Genomic DNA, 19,384 nt, shown 5'->3' on the forward strand with positions numbered 1-19,384 from the left:
TGTGCTGCTGATGAATCATTTTTATGCAATAAATATGGGACTTGAGTATATTTAACCCGCTTAATGAGGCTTTGATACCTTAGACTTGAGAACGCAGCAATTATTGAGCGGTTTTTTTTGCTAAGTCATCTAAGTACTTGAGCAGGCTTGCCATTTCGTGAATGGTAAAAGCATTCATGAGTCCCGCGGGCATGAGTGATGTCGGCAATTTTTGGCGGCTGGCAATATCACTTTTCTTGAAACTATGTTCTTTACTAGCGATATCGCGCATAGAAACGCTGTCGCCACTTTCATCAGTGACAAAACCCATAAGACTCTGACCATTCTTTAGCGTGATCATTTGTGTACTGAATCCCTGAGAAATTGATTTGTTGGGCAAGAGAATGGACTCGGCTAAATCATGTGGTCTTAAAATGCTAGCTATATTACCGAGATAAGGTCCTTTGGGCGCTTCGTCTTGGCTTACTGTATGGCAAGCATTACAACTAGCGCGAGTGAAGATTGCTTCTCCCAGAGCGCTATCAGCTTTTTTATAGGCGAGAACTTGAATAATGGCTTCTTCGCTTTTGAGGCTAGCAATTTTTGCTGTCTTATCTGTACCAGGCATTTGGATGCGCAAACTGCGAATAGCGGCCTTAGCCCAAGCTTGGACGCCTTGATTGGGATGTTGACTGACGAGGCGGATACGATTGTTGAGGTAGGGGTTACTAGAACGATGCGCCGCCTGAATGAGATTGGCTTTTTGATTATCATCTTGCCAAGCTTTATCAATAGCCAAGCGACTCTTGTTTTGAGCTTCTTTACCAATGCCTTTGGCGTTCGCTAAGTGAAGTAAGGCTTGAGCTGCCCATTGCGCCTCGAGGCTATTGGGCTTGCTTTGCAGGCTATGAATAAATGGATCAACATAATTCTCTAATTTTGGAGAGTTGAATAGTTTTTTGCGCATATCGCCACGGACTTTTACCGCCTTATTATCTTTGATCAAAGAACTTAAAGCGATCATGAGTGAGGGGTAAACTTTAGGATGGTCAATTTTTATGAGTAATTGAACTGCTTGCGCCAGGCTCGTCGCGTTTGAATTTTTATCCTGAGCCGCTGCAATAATCAGTGGGATAGCATCCACGGGGATATTTTCTTTGTCAGCAAGTTGGCTTAAAACTGTCGGTAAAAGGCTCGTATCATTCGCTGCTAATTTGATGATTTGTGTAAGACCACGATCATTTTGTATTCTATTTTTTCCGAGTGCACTGACAATAGATGCATTGAGAGCTTTTGGGGTGTGATCGTCTTCTAAAAATTGATTGAGAGTTTCTAAGATGGCCTCAGAAGCTTGCCAAGTTGCTAGTTGGTAATAAGGACCACGAGTGTCGGGGCGAGTCGACCAACTATCCCCTTGCCATTGGGCTTCACAGTGGTAGAGACGAGCCAGGATCGAGATGATAGCCTTTTGAGTGTCAAGATTCTTTTCTTTGCTTACATGGGTGATGAGTTTATTGACAAGCTTGGGGTCATGCATGCGCATCAGGGCATAAGCGGCTCCTTTTCTAGTCGAGGGGGATCCCAGATTAAAGAGGGCAGCTTTGTGGGCATTTAATTTGGCTAAGGCTTGAAATGCGGTATGAAAAATGAGCTTATCATCACTAGAAAGGTGATTGGCAATGGCGAAGCTAAGATCTTGTTTCTCTTGACGTGTGGAGGCAATTATGGCTTCAAGGATGACTTTTGGCTGAGTGGAATGGAGAGCTTTTTTGAGGAACTCAGATGGGACGGGGCTCGCTTCTTGTGAATTTCTTTTGTCAATGGCCATGTCACCGCAAGCACGAATAAGGTAAGCCAGTATGGTAGAGTCATTTTGTAGTGCCGGTACAAGAGTTTTTAAAACGCGATCACTATATTGACTATCGACTCCGTATTGACTGATGGTGTAAAGGGCAAGGACACGACGCTCCAAAGAGGTATTTTTATCTTGAGCTACTTTTAGGAGTTTGGTGTTGCGATCTTCGCTAAAGGCTCGTCTTAGGATCATTCTTTGGGCATTGAGACGTCGAATATGGCTAGGTGATTTTGCGATGACCGCAATGAGTTCATCATCACTTAATTGAGCAAAATTTTCTAAGGGCGTAGCTGAGAAATGACTCGGTGAGATTTTGGCAATGTAACCTTGATTGACATCTTTCCAGAAGTAACTAGCCGGTCCCTTCCACGAAGCCTGATAGATATTGCTTAGTCCATCAACATCGGCATCAGTTGGACGAGTCATTTTGATGAAGATATCGGGCTTATTTGCCTCTTTTAAAGTGGCACCTTCGGAACTAAGGATATGACGATAAGAACCTTGGCGGCCCCAATCACAGGTATAAGGGCGTTGATTCCAGACTGCGGGTATTCCCGGTTCGCCGAGGTAGAAAGCACCAACACCAGAGCCACCACCATAATCTGCGAGAGGCGCAATGATTTCATCCTTAAAATTCATATACAGACGTGGGTAACCATGATCTTCTAAACCACTGTGCTGATGCAGGCGAACGTCCCAACCACCACCATCGTTGGTATTATCTCTAGAAATCATGTCGAGTGTGGGTGTGATCGCGAGGCCGTAAATATTTCTAGTTCCCGAAGAAAAGAGCTCCATTCCTGAACCATCGGGACGGAAGCGCACCACACCACCGCCACGGAGCTGCAGTTCACGCCCATCTGTTCCAGTCGCTTTCATAAAGCCAAAATCACCCACGGCAATGTAGAGCCAGCCATCGATGCCCATTTCTAAGCCATTGGTGGTGTGATCTGCTGAACGGTCCTTGAAATCGAAGGCAATATTTGAGATGAGCCTCTTTGAAGAATCGGCAACGCCGTCGCCATCTTGATCGTGAAAAACGGTGATGTGTGGTGGGTGTAAAACATAGAGTCGATCATGATCCCAAACGATACCACGAGGAGAGTCAATATCTCGAACAAATTCGCTAACTTCATCGGCGCGACCGTCGCCATCGACGTCACGTAAGCGGAGGATGCGTCCACGCCCAGCTTGACGTCCGCCCGAGGCGTTGCCATCGGAAGAAACATAAAGGTCACCACTGGGGGAAGCTGCAACATAAGTGGGGTAGTTGGCCATTTGCCAGGGGGCGAAAATTGATTTGCTAAAGCCTTCTGGTACAGTGATATCTTTGAGTAATTCAGCTTCTTCTTGAGCAGATAAGCGATGTGGGTGGGGCTTGTAATTCCCTTCCTTTTTAAAAAGATTGAGCTCTACAGGAGCCGAGGTAATTTTGGAGCGTTCATGAAGCTTCAATTTTTTGTTTTGGGCATCAAATAGGCTGAGTTCCCAAAAGCTAGGCCACATCCCTTTTTCTTGCCCGAGAAAAACGACGCGTAAGAATTTAATATTCTGAGCCGTGAACTGATCTTTGCGAGTGCCCGCTTGGGTATTTTTTGAAGCATCAAAACTCGTGGTCCAATTCTTGCCATCGGCGGAAGTCTCGATGCGGTACTTAGTCCACTGAGTGCGCATTTCCCAGTCAATTTGAGCGGCAGAGATGGTGAGAGCTTTTTCGAATTGTACTTGCAACCAAGCTGGAGGTGTTCCCGAGTTTGCGCACCAACGCGTTTTATCATTCCCATCAATGGCATTCCAAGTATAATTTTTGTTGGACGTTTGAGTTGAGCTCGCACTAAGTTTAACAAAGGTCGCATCTGCTGGCGCAACTTTGATCTTTTTGCTGGGAGTCTTACTCGCATCAGCAGGGAGAATCGTGACTAGATTGCTTCCAGTATAGGGCTGGAGGTAGTTTTTATCATCTAGTTTGTCACAGGCCCAAAGAGCACCGCGGCTGACGAGCTCGAGGTATTCATTGCTGGCGACCACTTCGTTATAGTGTCCCAGAGAAGTTGAAAACGAACGTGCCCCATATTTTGTATTGACCCAAGCCACTGTAGCCGTGTCGACGATATCTTTGCCATGTTTTTTATATTTTTGCGTACCTTTGAGTAAGGGCTCAGCCGTATAGATTTCTGTGTTATTATAGAGCTCCTCTTTGCCTGTGACCCAATTATTAAAGTTCTGAGTAATGGGGTGATTTTTGTTGGTGACTTCCACCGCGACGGGGAGGTGAGGTCCATGACGGGTTGATTTGAGGCCAATTTGTTTACACCACTCGGTATTTTTACTGCCACGGAATGAGTGCATTGCACAATGCAGGTAAACCGCTGGGATAGTTTGGTGAACTTTGAGGATATTATCGACGACGGAATTATCCTTATTGGCCGCGGCACATTCATCGTGAATGATTAAGTCGTAACCCTTGGCCCAATTGGGATCGTCGTAGAGTGGCAGGGGTGGGTTTGGCGATTTACTTAAGCTGACATAAGCATCGACGCGAATATTGGCGCGTTTTTGTATACCTTCAGAAAGGATTTTATGTTGAGCTTCATAATCGTGGCAACATCCTCCGGCAATGAGTAATGCTTTGAGTGGTTTAGTTGTGGGGTCTAAATTTTTGGCGAGCCCAGTACTTTGGCTATGCACGCTAAAGTACGAAAGTAATAGAAGGAGGAGTAGGGTTCTTTTTATTTTTATCGATAATTGCATGGTTTTAGAGTCTTAAATACGTTTTTATTTATTTTCGAGAGTGAGTTGAGTTCCGGTGTAGTCGTAAAAGCGAATCTCGCGGATACTGGGCCACATGTTATTTTCTTGGCCGAGGACATTGATCCGCATGTAACGCATGTACTGAGCCTTGAACTTATCACGACGTGTACCTGCTTGGGTGTTTTTCGACGCATCAAAAACTTGGTTCCATTTTTTGCCATCACGTGAGGTCTCAATAGTGTACTGGGTCCATTGATTTTTAATCTCCCAATCAATCTCCATCCCACTCAGAGAAGTCATTCTAAGGAATTGGATTTGAAACCAGCTAGGTTTTGTTGCGGAGTTCGCACACCAGCGCGTTTCGGGATTTCCATCGATTGCTAATGCAGGCTTGTTATTATCTTGGGTGCTTTGTGCAGAAGTTCTTAGAAAAGTCGTAAAAGGCATTTCGATGACGGTATTGGTCCCCTCGTAGGCTTGATGATAAGCGGGTTCATCTAATTTGCCGCAAGCCCAGAGAGAACCACGAGTGACGAGCTTGAGGTAGCGTGGATCTTCGACATTATGGGTGAAGTGTCCCATGGAAGTGGAGAATGATGGGGCGCCATGTTTGGTGTTGACCCAAGCGACAATGGCTTTGTCAGTAATGTCTTTGCCATTTCTTTTATATTTTTGTGTGCCCATGGCGAGGGGAGTGGCACCGTAGATTTCGGCGTTATTATAGAGTTCTTCTTTATCGGTAATCCAATTATCCATATTGGCGACAATGGGGTGCTTGGGTTCGACGAGTTCAACTGCAATGGGAACATGAGGACCGTGCTTAGTTGATGATAAACCGATGTGCTCGTGCCATTGATTATCGCCAGCACGAAATGAGTGTATCGCGCAATGAAGGTGCACCGCGGGTACGGTTTCGTGGACTTTGAGGATGTTCTTCAGAATCTCTTCATCCTTTGTCATGGCGGCACATTCATCGTGAATGATCAGGTCATAGCCTTTGGCCCAATCGGGATTTTTGAAAATGGGTAGTTCGGTATCGTGATCCTGATCGCGGGTCCAGGCCACATCGACGCGAATATTCGCGCGTTCTTGAATACCTTTGGATAAGATTTTTGTTTGTGCCGCGTAATCATGGCAACAACCACCTGCAATGAGCAGGGCTTTGAGTGGTCTGGTTTCCTCTGGCGCGGGACTCGCTAGATTTTCTTGCTTGTCCTTTTTAAGAAATTCTTCTTCATCTAGAGTGTTGACAACGCCGTCGTTAATGCGACTGCCGCAACAATCTTGATAGGCAAATAAAGTTTGTGAAGAGAGGTTTAGTAAGACAAATAGAGTCATTTGTCTGATAAGTTGTGTTATTTTGAACTGTGACATTTGGATCCTTTAGAAAGTTTAATGAAAACTATTAGTTTAAACTCCCTAAAATAGATCTTGTAACATGAAGCTCAAAAAAAGCTTATTCTATTATATAAAATAGGCAATAAGTACAAAAAATTAGCAAGATTTCATGAGATGAATCTGTGAACGGAAGTGTTGCCTGTTTTTCTCCGCTATCTGTCATTAATTAAATGTTTTTTAGATATGAATATTTTTTTTGTTTCGCCAATTCAAAAAATGTGTTTCTTAATAAAAAGATCATATAGTATTGCAGAGGAGATGAATATGAAAAAATTCACATTGATAGAAATTTTAGTTGTCGTAGCTATTATCGGAATACTGGCTTCCTTACTTTTGCCAAGTCTTGGTAAAGCGAGAGAAAAAGCTATTTCTGTGGATTGTCAGAATAGACAGAGACAAATTCATATTGCGGAAACAATGTGGGGAGATGATAACGATCAACTTATGATGTATGTCACTGGTAATGGTGACGACCTTGGTACTTGGCCGGGACAACTTTCGACATACTTGGCTTATCCAAGTGGTTTTCATGGTCCAAGTATTTCTCAAGATGTAAAAGATACAAGTGCCAACACGTTCAGATGCCCAAAGGCTGACTTGAGTGCAGCAAGTTCTTGGTTATGGACACATTATGGCTACAGTCTTTATGCGGGTGCCCATAATCGTGAAGGAGATCGTTATGCCCCTGTAAAGCGCACGAATGTCTCTGACCCAAACGGAGCCGTAATGTTTATAGACTCAGTTAGTTTTTATACGAGGAGTGATCAATACTTTAGAGATATGGATAGCAATAATTTACATAATGGTACGGACAGAAACCTTATTTACGTTGATGGACATATACGAGCCAATGTCACAATTCAACAACAGATTGTCGACCCAAGTAAGCCTACTTACTTTTATTCCTGGGCGTTCGAAAGTGGCGAGTAAGCGCTAATTAAGTAATCACATATTCCAAAATTACTAGAGCTTGCCTTTTGAATAAGTTTTAATACGCTTTCTCAATCATTTAAAGCAACTGTAAACACTTGATGAGTATGTATAAAATTGCATTTTTACTGGCATTAATAAATCGGACAGTTAACCTTTATAGCATAAAAAGAATTTTATGAGGACTCTATGAGTCAAGAGTATCACACAAGGCAGACACTTCTGTATAAACTGATTGATTCTAATGATGAAAAGTCATGGGATGATTTTGTTAAATATTATGAAGGCTACATTTATGTGGTGATTCGCAGTCTTGGAGTGAAGCAAGATGTGGCGGAGGATTTACTACAGGATGTGTTAGTTAAAGTCTGGAAATCATTGCCAAATTATGAGTATCGTGAAGGCGTGTGTACTTTTCGAACTTGGCTGTGTTTGGTGATTAAGAGTACGGTTTATAATTTCTTTCGAAAAAAGTCGACTCGCAATGATAATAAGAATGTGGATTATGACGCAACGCTGCATTCTTTAGATAATATAACTGAACCTGAAATCAATAAAATTGCCGAGCTCGAGTGGAAAAGTTATATATCGAATATGGCTTGGGAAAACGTTAAAGATGAGTTTTCGGAACAATCGAGAAAAATCTTTGAAGCCTCAGTTCACGAAGAGAGTAACCAAGCTCTTGCGGATAAATTTGATGTGAGCACCGGAGCCGTACGAGTTTATAAATCTAGAGTTAAAAAAGTACTTCTTAGAGAAATATCTCGACTCAATTCTGAGTTGGGTGGTTAGGTCAGGACGGACGTATGTCGAGAATAGAAGAGGGCTTCGATAAAAAATTTGCAGATTTCTTTGATGAACTCGACGAACTCGATGAAATGCCCCTTCTGGATACAATTGCTTCTATCAAGACTCGCTATTGTGATTTTGAGTACGTCGATGAAGGTGGCATAAAAGTCATTAAAACTTGCCGTGACCTTAAGACGGGACGGGTCGTTGCGATGGCGAGTTTAAAAAAGGATGCCAGCGATCAGGAAAAAGAAGCTTTTCTCAAAGAAGCTCGATTAACGGCGGCGCTACAACACCCTAATATTATTCCTTTACACGACTTAGGCCTTAAAGGACGTCACCCTTGGTTTACGATGAAGTTTATTTCTGGTTCTTCCTTGGAGAAAATTTTGGGAGAAATTCAAAAAGGGAACTCCATCTATCAAAGTGATTTGAGTGACCGCTTGGATGTATTTATTAAAGTTTGTGACGCGATTGCATATGCTCACTCGAGAGGTGTACTGCATTTAGATATAAAGCCAGATAATATTCAAATTAGTGAATATGGCGACGTCCTTGTCTGTGATTGGGGCTTAGCTCGAGTCATGGCAGCGGAATGTGATGAAGAATTATTGGAGTGTTTTACTTTTAACCCGAAAGATACCAATCTCACTTTAGACGGAGTCGTCAAAGGAACGCCGGGTTACATGGCTCCAGAACAGACGAGCTTGGTAAAAGTGAAGAAAGGAGTTCATACCGATATTTTTTCGCTAGGTTGCGTTTTGTACAAAATCTTATGCTTTAGAAAACCTTTTGTCGGTGATGATATACTTAGGCTCATGGAGAAAACGGCTACATGTGACTTTCGTAAACCTACGGAAATTGAGCCCTCCATTCCTTTGTCCTTAGAGGCGGTTTGTTTAAAAGCGATGTCACTTGACCCCAAGGATCGCTACGAGAGCGTAGTAAAACTACAAAAGGAAATTTTAAATTACCGCAAGGGCTTTGCCACCAACGCTGAAAATGCCACTTTACTAAAAATAATGGGATTGTGGATCAAGCGCCACCGAGCCATTAGTATTGCGACAATAATGCTTGTGTTCATTAGTTTATTTGCCGCTTCATTTGCCATTAATAATCTTAAGCTCGAAAAAATTAATGCTTTGCAGCTAGCAGAGAAAATGAGTATAGAAAAAGAATTTCATATAAAAATTAATAAAGAGGCTGCACCACGTTTTTATGAGCGAGCACAAATTGCTTTCAACTCCTATAATTTTGATGATGCAGTGAACTTTTCGGACAGTGCCGTAGAACTTGATCCTACACTGAAGGAAGCGTGGCGCTTAAAGGGTATACTCCACCTGATTTATCAGCAATTTGGAGCCGCTATTCAAGCTTTGGAAGAAAACGGCGATTCACCAAAACAAAAGAAAATAGCCGAAGATTTTTATAAGATCAAAAGTGATGATGACATACCATTGTCTTTACCGCAATTCTTGGAACTATTTAATCGCGGGATAAAAGACAAGCAATATGCCATAGTAGGTGGTTTAATTCATTACAAAGCCTATGCCGACATTACGCTTAAGGAAAGAATTGATTTTTGCAAGGGGGTCATTGTAGCCCATAATAACTACGTACGACTTATAAATCATAAAGATAAGCAATTAAATTTCTCCTATGATAAAAGTACTAGGGATTTAAATGTGTCTAATAACCCTTGGGTTCAAACAGCTTTGATTTTACAAAACTTTCCAGCGAGATCAGCAAATTTATCTCATACTGGGATTAGCAATTTTATATGTTTTAGAAATCAGCCGCTAAGGTCACTGGATGTCAGTAATACAGAAATCATTGAGCTTAACACTTTAGAAAATTATGATTTGCTTAGGTTAAATCTCGCACATACTTCAGTGTCAAACTTGACCAGGCTTAGAGATATGTCTTTAAGAGTACTCGACATTAGTCATTCATCGGTGAGGAGCAAAGGCGTTTTGAAAGACCTTAAGAGTCTGGAGAGACTCACGATTCACAAGGGTCAATTCGATGTGGAAGAGCTTAGAAAGTATCTCCCCGACACTAAAATAATCGTAGTTCCTTAGCTAAAACTTGATCACTAAAACCTAAAATTGTCACTAGCCACTTTGGCGTCTGTTATTTAAGTAAATGACGCAAAGAGGACAAATGATCAAACTTTTTTTATACACACTCAGTTTTAGCCTAAGTTTATATGTGCAGGCAAATAGCCAGCCTAACCTAATTGTTATTATGGCCGATGATTTAGGTTATGGTGATGTGGGTTTCAATGGGAGTGAAGAGATTCCAACTCCAGGTATTGATTCCATCGCAAAAAATGGTGTGAAATTTACAAGTGGCTACACATCTTACTCAGTCTGCGGTCCCAGTCGAGCCGGTTTTATGACGGGTAGGTATCAGCAACGCTTCGGTTTTGAGCGTAATCCACAATGGAATTTGACTGATCCAAAGTCTGCTTTACCCAAAAGTGAAATGACGATTGCGGAATCTTTAAGCCAAGTGGGATATCATTGCGGGATTATCGGTAAATGGCATTTGGGTGCCGAGCCGAGCTTACGCCCCAATAAACGTGGTTTTCATGAGTTTTTTGGACATTTAGGTGGTGGACATGCTTATTTTCCAGAGAAACTACGCATAGTCAAAACAGAGGATGTTAAAAATGAAAATGATTCATATGTCAGTTATATAACTCGCAATGATACACCAGTAAAAACCACAAAGTATTTAACCGATGAATTTAGTGATGAAGCCCTAAGTTTTGTGGAGAGAAATCAAGAGAAGCCCTTTTTTCTTTTCCTTTCTTATAATGCGCCACATACACCTTTGCAGGCTACGCAAAAATACCTCGATCGCTTTGCTCATGTGAAAGATGAGAATCGTAGGACTTATTGCGCCATGGTGAGTGCGATGGATGATGGTATTTTGCGTTTGATGCAAAAACTCGAAGAACTCAACTTAGATGATAATACCATCGTTTTCTTTTTGTCGGATAACGGTGGTCCTGAGAGCAAGAATTCTTCAAATAACGCAGCGTTAAGAGGGGCAAAAGGAGACGTCTTTGAAGGTGGTTTTCGAGTTCCTTTTGCAATGAAGTTTCCCAAACAAATTAAGGCAGGTCAAGTTTATGATCACCCAGTGAGTGCGCTAGATATTTTTGCGACTATCGCAGACTTAAGTCAATCTCCTTTAAATCAGGATAAGCCCTTAGACGGAGTTAATCTTATACCCTATTTGACTGGCGAGAAAAAAGGTATTCCACATCAACAAATTTACTTACGCAAATTCGACGGTAATCGCTATGCCATTAGACAGGGGACATATAAATTGATTATACCCTGGCGTGGTGCACCTCCCCAGTTGTATAATTTAGAGAATGATATTGGAGAAAAAGATAACATAGCCTCAAAATACCCCGAGCGAGTTAGGGAACTCAATGACTTGCGCAAACAATGGGATAGCGAATTAATTGACCCCATTTTCTTAGGTTTAATTCATACGGAAGCCTGGAAAAACAGAAAGAAAAAAAAGAAATGAATAAGAGTCTTCAAATGATTTACCCTAAGCTCATAAGTTTAGTGGTCTGCCTTTATGGAAGTGTTGCTTTTACCGCTACTTCACAGCCTTTGCACCCAGAGAATGACTCAGCACCAGTAATTTTTGATGCTTCTAAAATGGACTTATCCTCTAAGTTGGGCTCATCAAAATTGACCTTCCCCCAGCATAATGGAGTATGGAGCGTTGAAAATCAAAATAAGAAAGTTTTAAAACTCAATTTGCAGGTGAAAGGAGCGAAAGGCTTAGATTTTCGATCCAAAGTTTGGCTAGCTTTAGACCTATATAATAAGGGATCCGAATCACTTGTGATCAAGGGTCGAGCCTATGAGTCATGGAAAGAAACCACGGGTGGAGTGTCTGTCGAAGCGGGAGAGCGAGCCACGCTTTACATTCATTTGCCGAGGGAAGTGGAAGATGTCGAAAATAAATCCTATCTCTATGGAAATATAAAGGGTTTTCCCAATGGAACATACGGGAGTAAATGGAGGCAGATAAATTTGGAAAGCGTGCGCAAGCTAGATTTAGATATCTACTCCCCATCAGGGCAAGTTAAGCTTGAACTCAGTAAGTTGAGGGGGATGGCCGATTATGTGGCGATTAAGGATTATAAATTCTCTCCTCTGCAGAGACCCTATGTGGACGTGTTTGGTCAGAATACTTTGGAAAATTGGAGTAATAAAGTAAAAAGTAGTGATGAATTAAAAGTACATTTAAGGAATGAATTACAGGAAATCAAAAATCATCCAAGAGCCCTAAACCTCAGTGAGTATGGTGGTGATGTTTCCGCGCCTAAACAAGCTGCGACGGGGCATTTTTATACCAAAAAAATAGATGGAAAATGGTGGTTTGTTGATCCTCAGGGCTACTTGTTTTGGTCTTTCGGCTTAACGTCGATTGGCTATGGAGGTGATACTTCGGAGCCAGAGATCAATAAACTCCAAGCGAGTTCCTCTGAGGTAGGAGAGCTCATTAAAGGGAGAAAAGCTGGGACTTGGAATCCCTCTCAAAGTAATTTACAGAAAAAGTATGGCATGAATTGGCGTGAACTTTATCCAAAAATGATAAATCAACGCCTGCGCTCTTGGGGTTTTAACACTCTAGGGAACTGGACGAAAAAAGAATTCTACGAACTCAAAAAAATGCCTTACACTCAAGCCGTGCATTTTTGGCGTCCCGAAATAAAAGAGGGAGAACAACTCAAATCATTGCCGGATGCTTTCCACCCTCATTTTGAACAGAGCTTGGCGAAGTCTTTACAACGCTACTCCACACAAGCGAATGACCCTTGGTGCATAGGCTTCTTCATTGATAATGAGCTCGATTTTGGTCAGAAATCAATACAAACGGCAGAGATCATTTTTAGAGGGAAAAAACAATCGCACACACGTCGAATCATGTTAAAACACTTGGAAAATAAGTATGGAGATATTTTTAGCTTAAATCGTGCTTGGGCAAGAGGTTTTAGTTCTTGGGATGCCATTGGCGATGCCTTGCCAGTGAATAATAATAACTGTAAAAAAGACTTATTAGAAGTTAGTGCCCGATACTTAGATCACTATTTTGCGGTATGCGCAAAAATGATGAAACAGTATGCTCCCAAGAAGCTTTACCTCGGTAGTCGTATTCACTTTAAAGAGAATACTTATGCTTTGATTGCTTCGTCACGTCACTGCGATGTCGTGAGTGTGAATTACTATGATTTTAGTCCGCTAACAATTACATGGCCTAAAGAAATTAATAAACCCATGATTATTGGGGAGTATCATTTCGGAACCATTAATGAGAAAGGTGTATGGGGTGGTGGATTATGTACTTCAGTTGATGTGAAACATGCGGCAGCCCAATTTAAAGCCTATACTGAACATGCTTACAAAGATCCTCGTTACGTGGGAGCGCATTACTTTCAACTTCAAGACCAAGCAGTTACGGGACGCCCAGATGGAGAGAATTATCGTATTGGTTTTGTCGATATCACTGACCAACCCTACGAAGAAATGCGTCAGCGAGCTCGTGAAGTGGGCGCATCGATGTATTCAGAGCGCCTAGGGGATAAACTTGAGAAAGTGAATTTTGCGCATAGCGCAAAATAGGAAATATTAATAGTTAAAAGGAGCCTTTTGCAAAAGTCATAAAACAAGCTGAATAAAAGTAGAAACATGTTATCTCAATAGTTACCAAAACAAAAAGAGAAAAAACATGAATCTACCCGGCTTATGGGATACCATAGAAAAGTATTTATTTCCAGGCTTAGAAGAACTTTTAGGCGGAGAATTAACTAAGAAAGAGAAAGAGTTTGTTCGCATCTGCACAATAACTGAGCTTGATCAGTTCAGCCATGAATTTGAATGGTGTGGATTTGGGCGACCTCCGAAAGATCATTTTAATATAGTGAAAGCTTACATAGCCAAATCCGTTTATAACTTCGATACAACAAGATCTTTTATAGACTTTCTCAAATCAAGTACAAAGATACGTCGTTTATGTGGTTGGGAATTTGCAAAACAGCTTCCTCATGAAAGTACTTTTTCTAGAGTATTTGCAGAAATCACCGCCTCTCAGCTCTGCCAAAGAATCCATGAATTCTTAGTGGTAAAACATTGTGGAGACACCTTAGTACCGCACATTAGTAGAGATTCTTCAGCAATTGAAGCTAGAGAAAAAGTCATGTCTGAACCAGGGGCTGAGCCTAAAGCCCCTAAGAAACGAGGGCGGCCTAAAAAAGGTGAGATCCGAATTAAAGAAAAAACCGTAGTGGAAAAGCAGGTCGACCGGTCACTTGAAGAAAACTTAAAAGAGCTCCCAACGCACTGTAATAAAGGGACAAAGAAAAACAGTAATGGTTATAAAGTTTCATGGAAAGGCTACAAGCTTCACTTAGATTGTATTGATGGAGATATACCAGTCGCAGGCCTATTGAGTTCAGCGTCTTTACACGACAGCCAAGCGGCAATCCCTTTAGCACAGATTAGCGCACAACGCATAACTAATTTATATGATTTAATGGATGCAGCCTATGATTCACCTTCTATCCATAAATTCAGCCATCTTTTAGGACATAAATCTATTATTGATCACAATCCTAGAAAAACTGGGGAGAAAAAGATTTTTGACCCGCCTGAAAAAGAACGGTACAAACAGCGGTCATCTGTTGAAAGAGTCTTTTCGAACTTAAAAGACAACTATGGTGGTAGGATGATCAGAGTACGAGGACATGCAAAAGTCATGACTCATCTAATGTTTGGCATTATTGCAATAACAGCAAACCAACTCTTCAAGACTATTTAGCAACTAACATAAAACTATACGTCATGATCAACTTGCGTCCATTTTTGGCTTGTTTATACTCACATGTATCCAATTTCGAGATACATGTGAGCGAGATCTTAAGATTTATCCTGGATGAACTTTTTAATCACTCTAATTCAGGACTTTTGCAAAAGGATCAAAAGGTGTAATTATTTGAAACTTAAACGGTATTCATGTTAATACTCTTTGGTTGAGTTTATCACAGTATAGATTTTATTTCTTATTTCCTCACTCCACCTAAAATCAGCTATCTCTATAAGTCTCTGGTTCATTACTTTCTGAAATTGTTTAAAATATTTACTATATTAAGTCAGTCTAACTCCTGAAAAACAGCCAAAAACTTATAATACGCATTCCCTCCCCATCAAAATCATCTGTTCCTTATTCTCGTTTAATTTTTTGACAAAACGTAAACTATATTTACAATATCTGCCAATTTTGGCAGATATTTATTTTTTATGGTTTAAACTAATTAAACTAATTAAACTAATTAAACTAATTAAACTAATAAAATGAGATCATTATGATACTAAGATTTGGTGGAGAAAATATTTACAGCTACAAAGAAGGCTTTGATATAAACTTCAGATTAAACGGCAATTGTCCTGAAAACATATCTAAAGGAATGGATGTCAGTTCGGTGATGTGCCTTAAAGGTGGGAATGCGTCAGGTAAAACTAATTGTTTAAAAGCTCTAACTTTTTTATTTAGTTTTATAACCGACTCTTTTTCTAATAAACCAGAATCAAAATTAGGTTTTGAGAGTTACTTTTATAATACAAATCCAACATACCTTTTTATTGAATTACGCATCAATAACAATGACTACTTATATGAAGTAGAACTCACAAAAGACAAAGTGATTTTTGAAAAATTATTTCTACTCAATAAAAAAGGTGATATTTCTGGCCTCCCTTTAATTGAGCGTGAAGGTAATGTTATTATGCAAGTGAACGGTGCATTTACAGACTTAGAAAAAATCCCTTCATTAAGAAATAATGCTTCCATTATTAGTACAGCACACCAACACTCTATGGAATGTGTGGAAAAACTTCATAGATTCTGTAATTACAGCATATCAAATGTAACTTCTTCAGGTTTCAATCACAATTTCTTATCTAAAAAAGACGCATCTAAATTTTACTATGACATGCCTGAGTTTTTAGATTTTGTTGTACACCAACTGAAAAATTTTGATACTGGAATAGATGACATAAAAATAGAAAAAAAAGAATCTGTTAATGGCGAAGTTTCATACGAACCTTTATTTATTCACAATCTTGATGATGGTTCTGTAAAAGGCACCACATTTTCACAGGAGTCTAGTGGAACACAAATGCTTTATACTCATCTAGGGATGTATAAAATAGCTATAACAGATTTTACACTTATGATGATGGATGAACTCGATCTCCATCTTCACCCCATGATTATTCCAGTAATTATTCGACTGTTTACAGAAGATGAGCACAAGGAAGGAACTCCACAATTAATTTTCACTTGTCAAAATAGTGAAATCTTAAATGAACTTGGTAAGTACAGAGTTTCTGTAATAGATAAAGTAGCCAAAGAAAGCTGCACTAGAAGGCTAGATGAGCTTCCTAGCGACATGTTAAGGAATGGTCGTCCCATTCGTCCTCATTATGAAAAAGGTCAACTTGGCGGAGTTCCTGAAATTGGGTAGAAGAGAACTTAGAAATAAATCGAAAGATAAAAAGAATGCTGATCATCAAGAGAAAGATAGACAGTACAACAGCTCTGTAAACAACCTCTACCCAAAATTCTCACTTGAATTTAATACTGCATCGGGAAGAAAGATATCAGATATAAAAGATAAAAAAGATCGTGTTCTCGTCTTAGATAAATTCGTGTACTTAAACACTTTAACCTGGAAAGACATAAAAAAATTACCCAGAGAACAAGGATTTGAGAAGATTCCATTCAGTCAATTAAAAAAAGCTGGTAATAAACCTCATAGGTTTAAAGATGAAACTGACGTAGTTGTTTTTAGAATGCCTTCAGCAAAAGGTCGATTAATAGGTTTCATTGATAGTGAGGTGTTTTACCTTGTTTGGGTTGACACTAAATTTGATATGTATAATCACTAAATCCTTAGCCACTCGAATGAGTGGCTTTTACTTTTACGAAATTAATGGGGAAATAGCGGGAGGGGAATAGAGGGACAGGTGTTTTTAAACGTCCGTGGGCTTCACACCCCATGCTATTTAAAGTGCAATGGCCTTGCCATAAGGTTTTTGTAATCGCGCAACGATGTGTATTAATTCGGGCAACATGTGAGAGAAAAATGTCGTGAAGAAGCACAAAAAAGCCCCAAAGCTGGTGAGCTTTGGGGCAAGAGAAAAATGATTTAAATATTGCGATCACCCACAATAGTGGGCATGATGTGACCGAGAGGGACGCTGTCCCCTCGAACTCCCCTGCAAGGAAATGCCTTTCCTTGACCAGGCGATCAGGGCTTAACCCGCTTTATGGGTAATTATATCAAATATTATTAGTTTGATTCTTCTTTTTGTGTTGATTAAACTCTGGCCAACTGAGTTTACCATCTTTATTGGTATCGGCCTCAGGATGTTTTTGGAAGTAAGTGTCCTTCCATTTTTCACCATCGTTTTTTTCAGCTTTATCATTTGCTGGAGCGGGCTTTTTTGCAGCATTTTTATGCGTTTTGTACTCCGGCCAACTGAGTTCACCATCTTTGTTGGTATCTGCTTCGGGATGTTTTTCAAAGTATGTATCTTTCCACTTGTCGGCGCCAGTTTTTTCATTGGCAAAAACAGTGCTAGAGAAGCCGAAGATGAGGCAGGTGATTATAAGTATTTTTTTCATATCTGATCCCTTATTATTTATTATTCTTTTTGTGTTGATGAAATTCTGGCCAGCTCAGTTCACCATCCTTGTTGGAGTCCGCCCCAGGGTGTTTTTTGAAATAAGTATCTTTCCACTTTTCACCAGAGGATTTTTCTGAGCTTGTATTAGTTGGAACATTATTTGCGGGGGTATGTGCCTTGGATAGTTGAAGCTTGATTTGCTCTTGCATCTGGCTCTTTACAGAGGCATACTCGGGGTTTGATGCGAGGTTTTTCCACTCATGGGGATCACGGCGGTGATCATAGAGTTCCTCTACACCATTAGCGTAACGTATGTAACGAAAGTTTTTTGCGCGAACCGCAATATTTTGACGTTCAGGAAGTTTGGATGTGTAGCTATCTAGCATGGTCATGGCCACGTCAGGACCTTCCCATTTACTCGAATTAGGATTTGCTAAGAAAGTTTTGAGGCTGTGGCCATCAAGAGGGGCGCCATTTGGGTTTTGTCGAGTATCACCAGTCAGTTGACAAAAATCTTTAATACTTGGAAAAACATCAACTAAGCTGATGGGATGGTTCACTATTTTTCCGGCATTATGTTGGTAATCGGGGTGCTTAATCATAAAGGGAACACGAGTGCTATCTTCCCATAAAGTGTATTTCCAGACATTATTTTTTTCTCCAATGTGATAGCCGTGATCACTAAATAGGATGACGATGGTGTTGTCTCTAAATTTACTCTTGTTGAGTGCTTCCATTGTCTGGCCAAGCATATCATCGGCAAACGCAACTGAAGCTAAATAAGCTTGGGTATAGCGCTTCATGGAATCTTCTTCTGTTTGTAGCGCTTCATATATTTTAATGCCCCTTGAACTATTGCCACTTTTTGCATGATAGTTCGTGTCTTCTAAATCCTGGTCTTTTCTAGTCGGCAGTTTGATTTGATCGAGGGGGAACATGTCAAAGTATTTATCGGGAACAACTAGGGGTGTGTGTGGGCGGATATAACCGAGAGCCATGAAAAAGGCTTGATCCTGTCCTTCTTGTTCCATAGATTTGATTTTGTTCTTAAACCATTGCAGAGTCTTTTCATCGTTGAGAAGGTCACGATCATCATCTGAATTGTATTTAAAGGCGCTTTCTTGTCCCCATTTGGCATTGACCCAGCCCGCATGTCCAGGAGCATCTGCTGAGGCAGGTACATTGGGCACATCTGAGAGGGGCGCATAAGTCGAATCAAGAGCACCAAAAGGCATGAGCGCCTTCGGATTGGATGGGTGCAGAGTCGTTTTTTTACCATTGTAGGCCAAGGGTCCATAGTCGACTTCGACACCGACTTCATCCCAAACACCCCTTACCTTGCCATGGAAGATTTTTCCTGCTGAATAGGTTTTATAATTATTCTCCTGCATGTACTGCGGCAGAGTTTTAGAGTTTTTAATAACGCTATTGGCGAAGGCGTTTTTAAAGCCGTAATTACGTGAGCTATAGGGGTGAACACCCGTCATAAAACTTGCACGTGAAGGTGAGCAAACGGGTGCATTGCTATGAGCATTATTAAAAACAACACTCGATTTAGCAAGAGCTTTGAAATGAGGAGTTTTACTTTGCTGATTCCCGCCCATGGGACTGATGAAGTCGTTTAAATCATCGAAGACAATCATTAAAACATTGGGTTTTTCTGTTTGCGCCAAGCTGACTAAACTAAAGAGGCAGGTGAGAAGTAAACTAACTTTCATTCAATAATCCTTTTGGGGTTTTAATAGTAAACCGAATACGGAAGGGGGAAGTGACAAATATTATTCCATTTTCTAAATGAGAGCTCTTTAGTCATCACTTTTATTAGACTTCATTATCCATAGATAAAGAGATAAATTTATGACTTAAACTGGATTAATGGAAAGGTGGTCATATACATTAAAGGCAAGTTCGTCTTCTCAAATGTTTTTAAGATGTTTAATTCTATCGTCGTTAATCA

The 19,384-nt window shown here is 40.5% G+C and carries 12 protein-coding genes; 8 read left to right on the forward strand and 4 right to left on the reverse strand.

The annotated features are described in order from the left end of the window. Nucleotides 1-100: 100 nt before the first annotated feature. A complete protein-coding gene (locus tag PQO01_RS03420) occupies nt 101-4,585 on the reverse strand; it encodes a DUF7133 domain-containing protein (RefSeq protein ID WP_274312644.1) in 4,485 nt (1,494 codons plus the stop codon). Nucleotides 4,586-4,609: 24 nt separating this feature from the next. Then, nucleotides 4,610-5,959, reverse strand: a complete 1,350-nt coding sequence (locus PQO01_RS03425; protein WP_274312645.1) for a discoidin domain-containing protein — start codon at nt 5,957-5,959, stop codon at nt 4,610-4,612. Between the two features lie 288 nt (nt 5,960-6,247). On the opposite strand from PQO01_RS03425, the gene PQO01_RS03430 reads away from it, so the two are divergent. The 8 genes from PQO01_RS03430 to PQO01_RS03465 all read left to right on the forward strand — a co-directional run bounded on the left by PQO01_RS03430 (nt 6,248) and on the right by PQO01_RS03465 (nt 16,686). Further along, nucleotides 6,248-6,913 carry a type II secretion system protein gene (locus PQO01_RS03430; RefSeq protein WP_274312646.1) on the forward strand — a complete coding sequence of 222 codons (666 nt, stop codon included), beginning with the start codon at nt 6,248-6,250 and terminating at the stop codon, nt 6,911-6,913. Nucleotides 6,914-7,102: 189 nt separating this feature from the next. Continuing rightward, nucleotides 7,103-7,705, forward strand: coding sequence for an RNA polymerase sigma factor (locus tag PQO01_RS03435; RefSeq protein WP_274312647.1), 603 nt, complete (start codon nt 7,103-7,105; stop codon nt 7,703-7,705). 14 nt (nt 7,706-7,719) lie between these two features. Next, nucleotides 7,720-9,783: a protein kinase domain-containing protein gene (locus PQO01_RS03440; protein ID WP_274312648.1), complete on the forward strand. Its 2,064-nt coding sequence runs from the start codon at nt 7,720-7,722 to the stop codon at nt 9,781-9,783. 82 nt (nt 9,784-9,865) lie between these two features. Further along, nucleotides 9,866-11,251 (forward strand): sulfatase-like hydrolase/transferase, encoded by a 1,386-nt coding sequence (locus PQO01_RS03445; RefSeq protein WP_274312649.1) that lies wholly within the window; start codon nt 9,866-9,868, stop codon nt 11,249-11,251. Next, entirely contained in the window at nt 11,248-13,362 is a 2,115-nt protein-coding gene (locus tag PQO01_RS03450; RefSeq protein WP_274312650.1) for a hypothetical protein, read from the forward strand. The genes PQO01_RS03445 and PQO01_RS03450 overlap by 4 nt, the downstream gene beginning before the upstream one ends. Before the next feature lie 106 nt (nt 13,363-13,468). Then, nucleotides 13,469-14,557, forward strand: coding sequence for a transposase (locus tag PQO01_RS03455; protein ID WP_274312032.1), 1,089 nt, complete (start codon nt 13,469-13,471; stop codon nt 14,555-14,557). A 544-nt stretch (nt 14,558-15,101) separates the two neighbouring features. Beyond that, nucleotides 15,102-16,262 carry an AAA family ATPase gene (locus PQO01_RS03460; protein ID WP_274312651.1) on the forward strand — a complete coding sequence of 387 codons (1,161 nt, stop codon included), beginning with the start codon at nt 15,102-15,104 and terminating at the stop codon, nt 16,260-16,262. Then, nucleotides 16,255-16,686, forward strand: coding sequence for a hypothetical protein (locus tag PQO01_RS03465; protein ID WP_274312652.1), 432 nt, complete (start codon nt 16,255-16,257; stop codon nt 16,684-16,686). The genes PQO01_RS03460 and PQO01_RS03465 overlap by 8 nt, the downstream gene beginning before the upstream one ends. A gap of 394 nt (nt 16,687-17,080) precedes the next feature. On the opposite strand, the gene PQO01_RS03470 is transcribed toward PQO01_RS03465, so the two are convergent. Together PQO01_RS03470 and PQO01_RS03475 are read right to left on the reverse strand one after the other, a co-directional pair. After that, complete coding sequence (locus PQO01_RS03470) at nt 17,081-17,425, reverse strand: EF-hand domain-containing protein (RefSeq protein ID WP_274312653.1); 345 nt, start codon at nt 17,423-17,425, stop codon at nt 17,081-17,083. A gap of 13 nt (nt 17,426-17,438) precedes the next feature. Further along, nucleotides 17,439-19,145 carry a sulfatase gene (locus PQO01_RS03475; protein WP_274312654.1) on the reverse strand — a complete coding sequence of 569 codons (1,707 nt, stop codon included), beginning with the start codon at nt 19,143-19,145 and terminating at the stop codon, nt 17,439-17,441. Nucleotides 19,146-19,384: the final 239 nt, after the last annotated feature.

Origin of the sequence: Lentisphaera marina (assembly GCF_028745505.1) — a bacterium.
Taxonomy (GTDB): domain Bacteria; phylum Verrucomicrobiota; class Lentisphaeria; order Lentisphaerales; family Lentisphaeraceae; genus Lentisphaera; species Lentisphaera marina.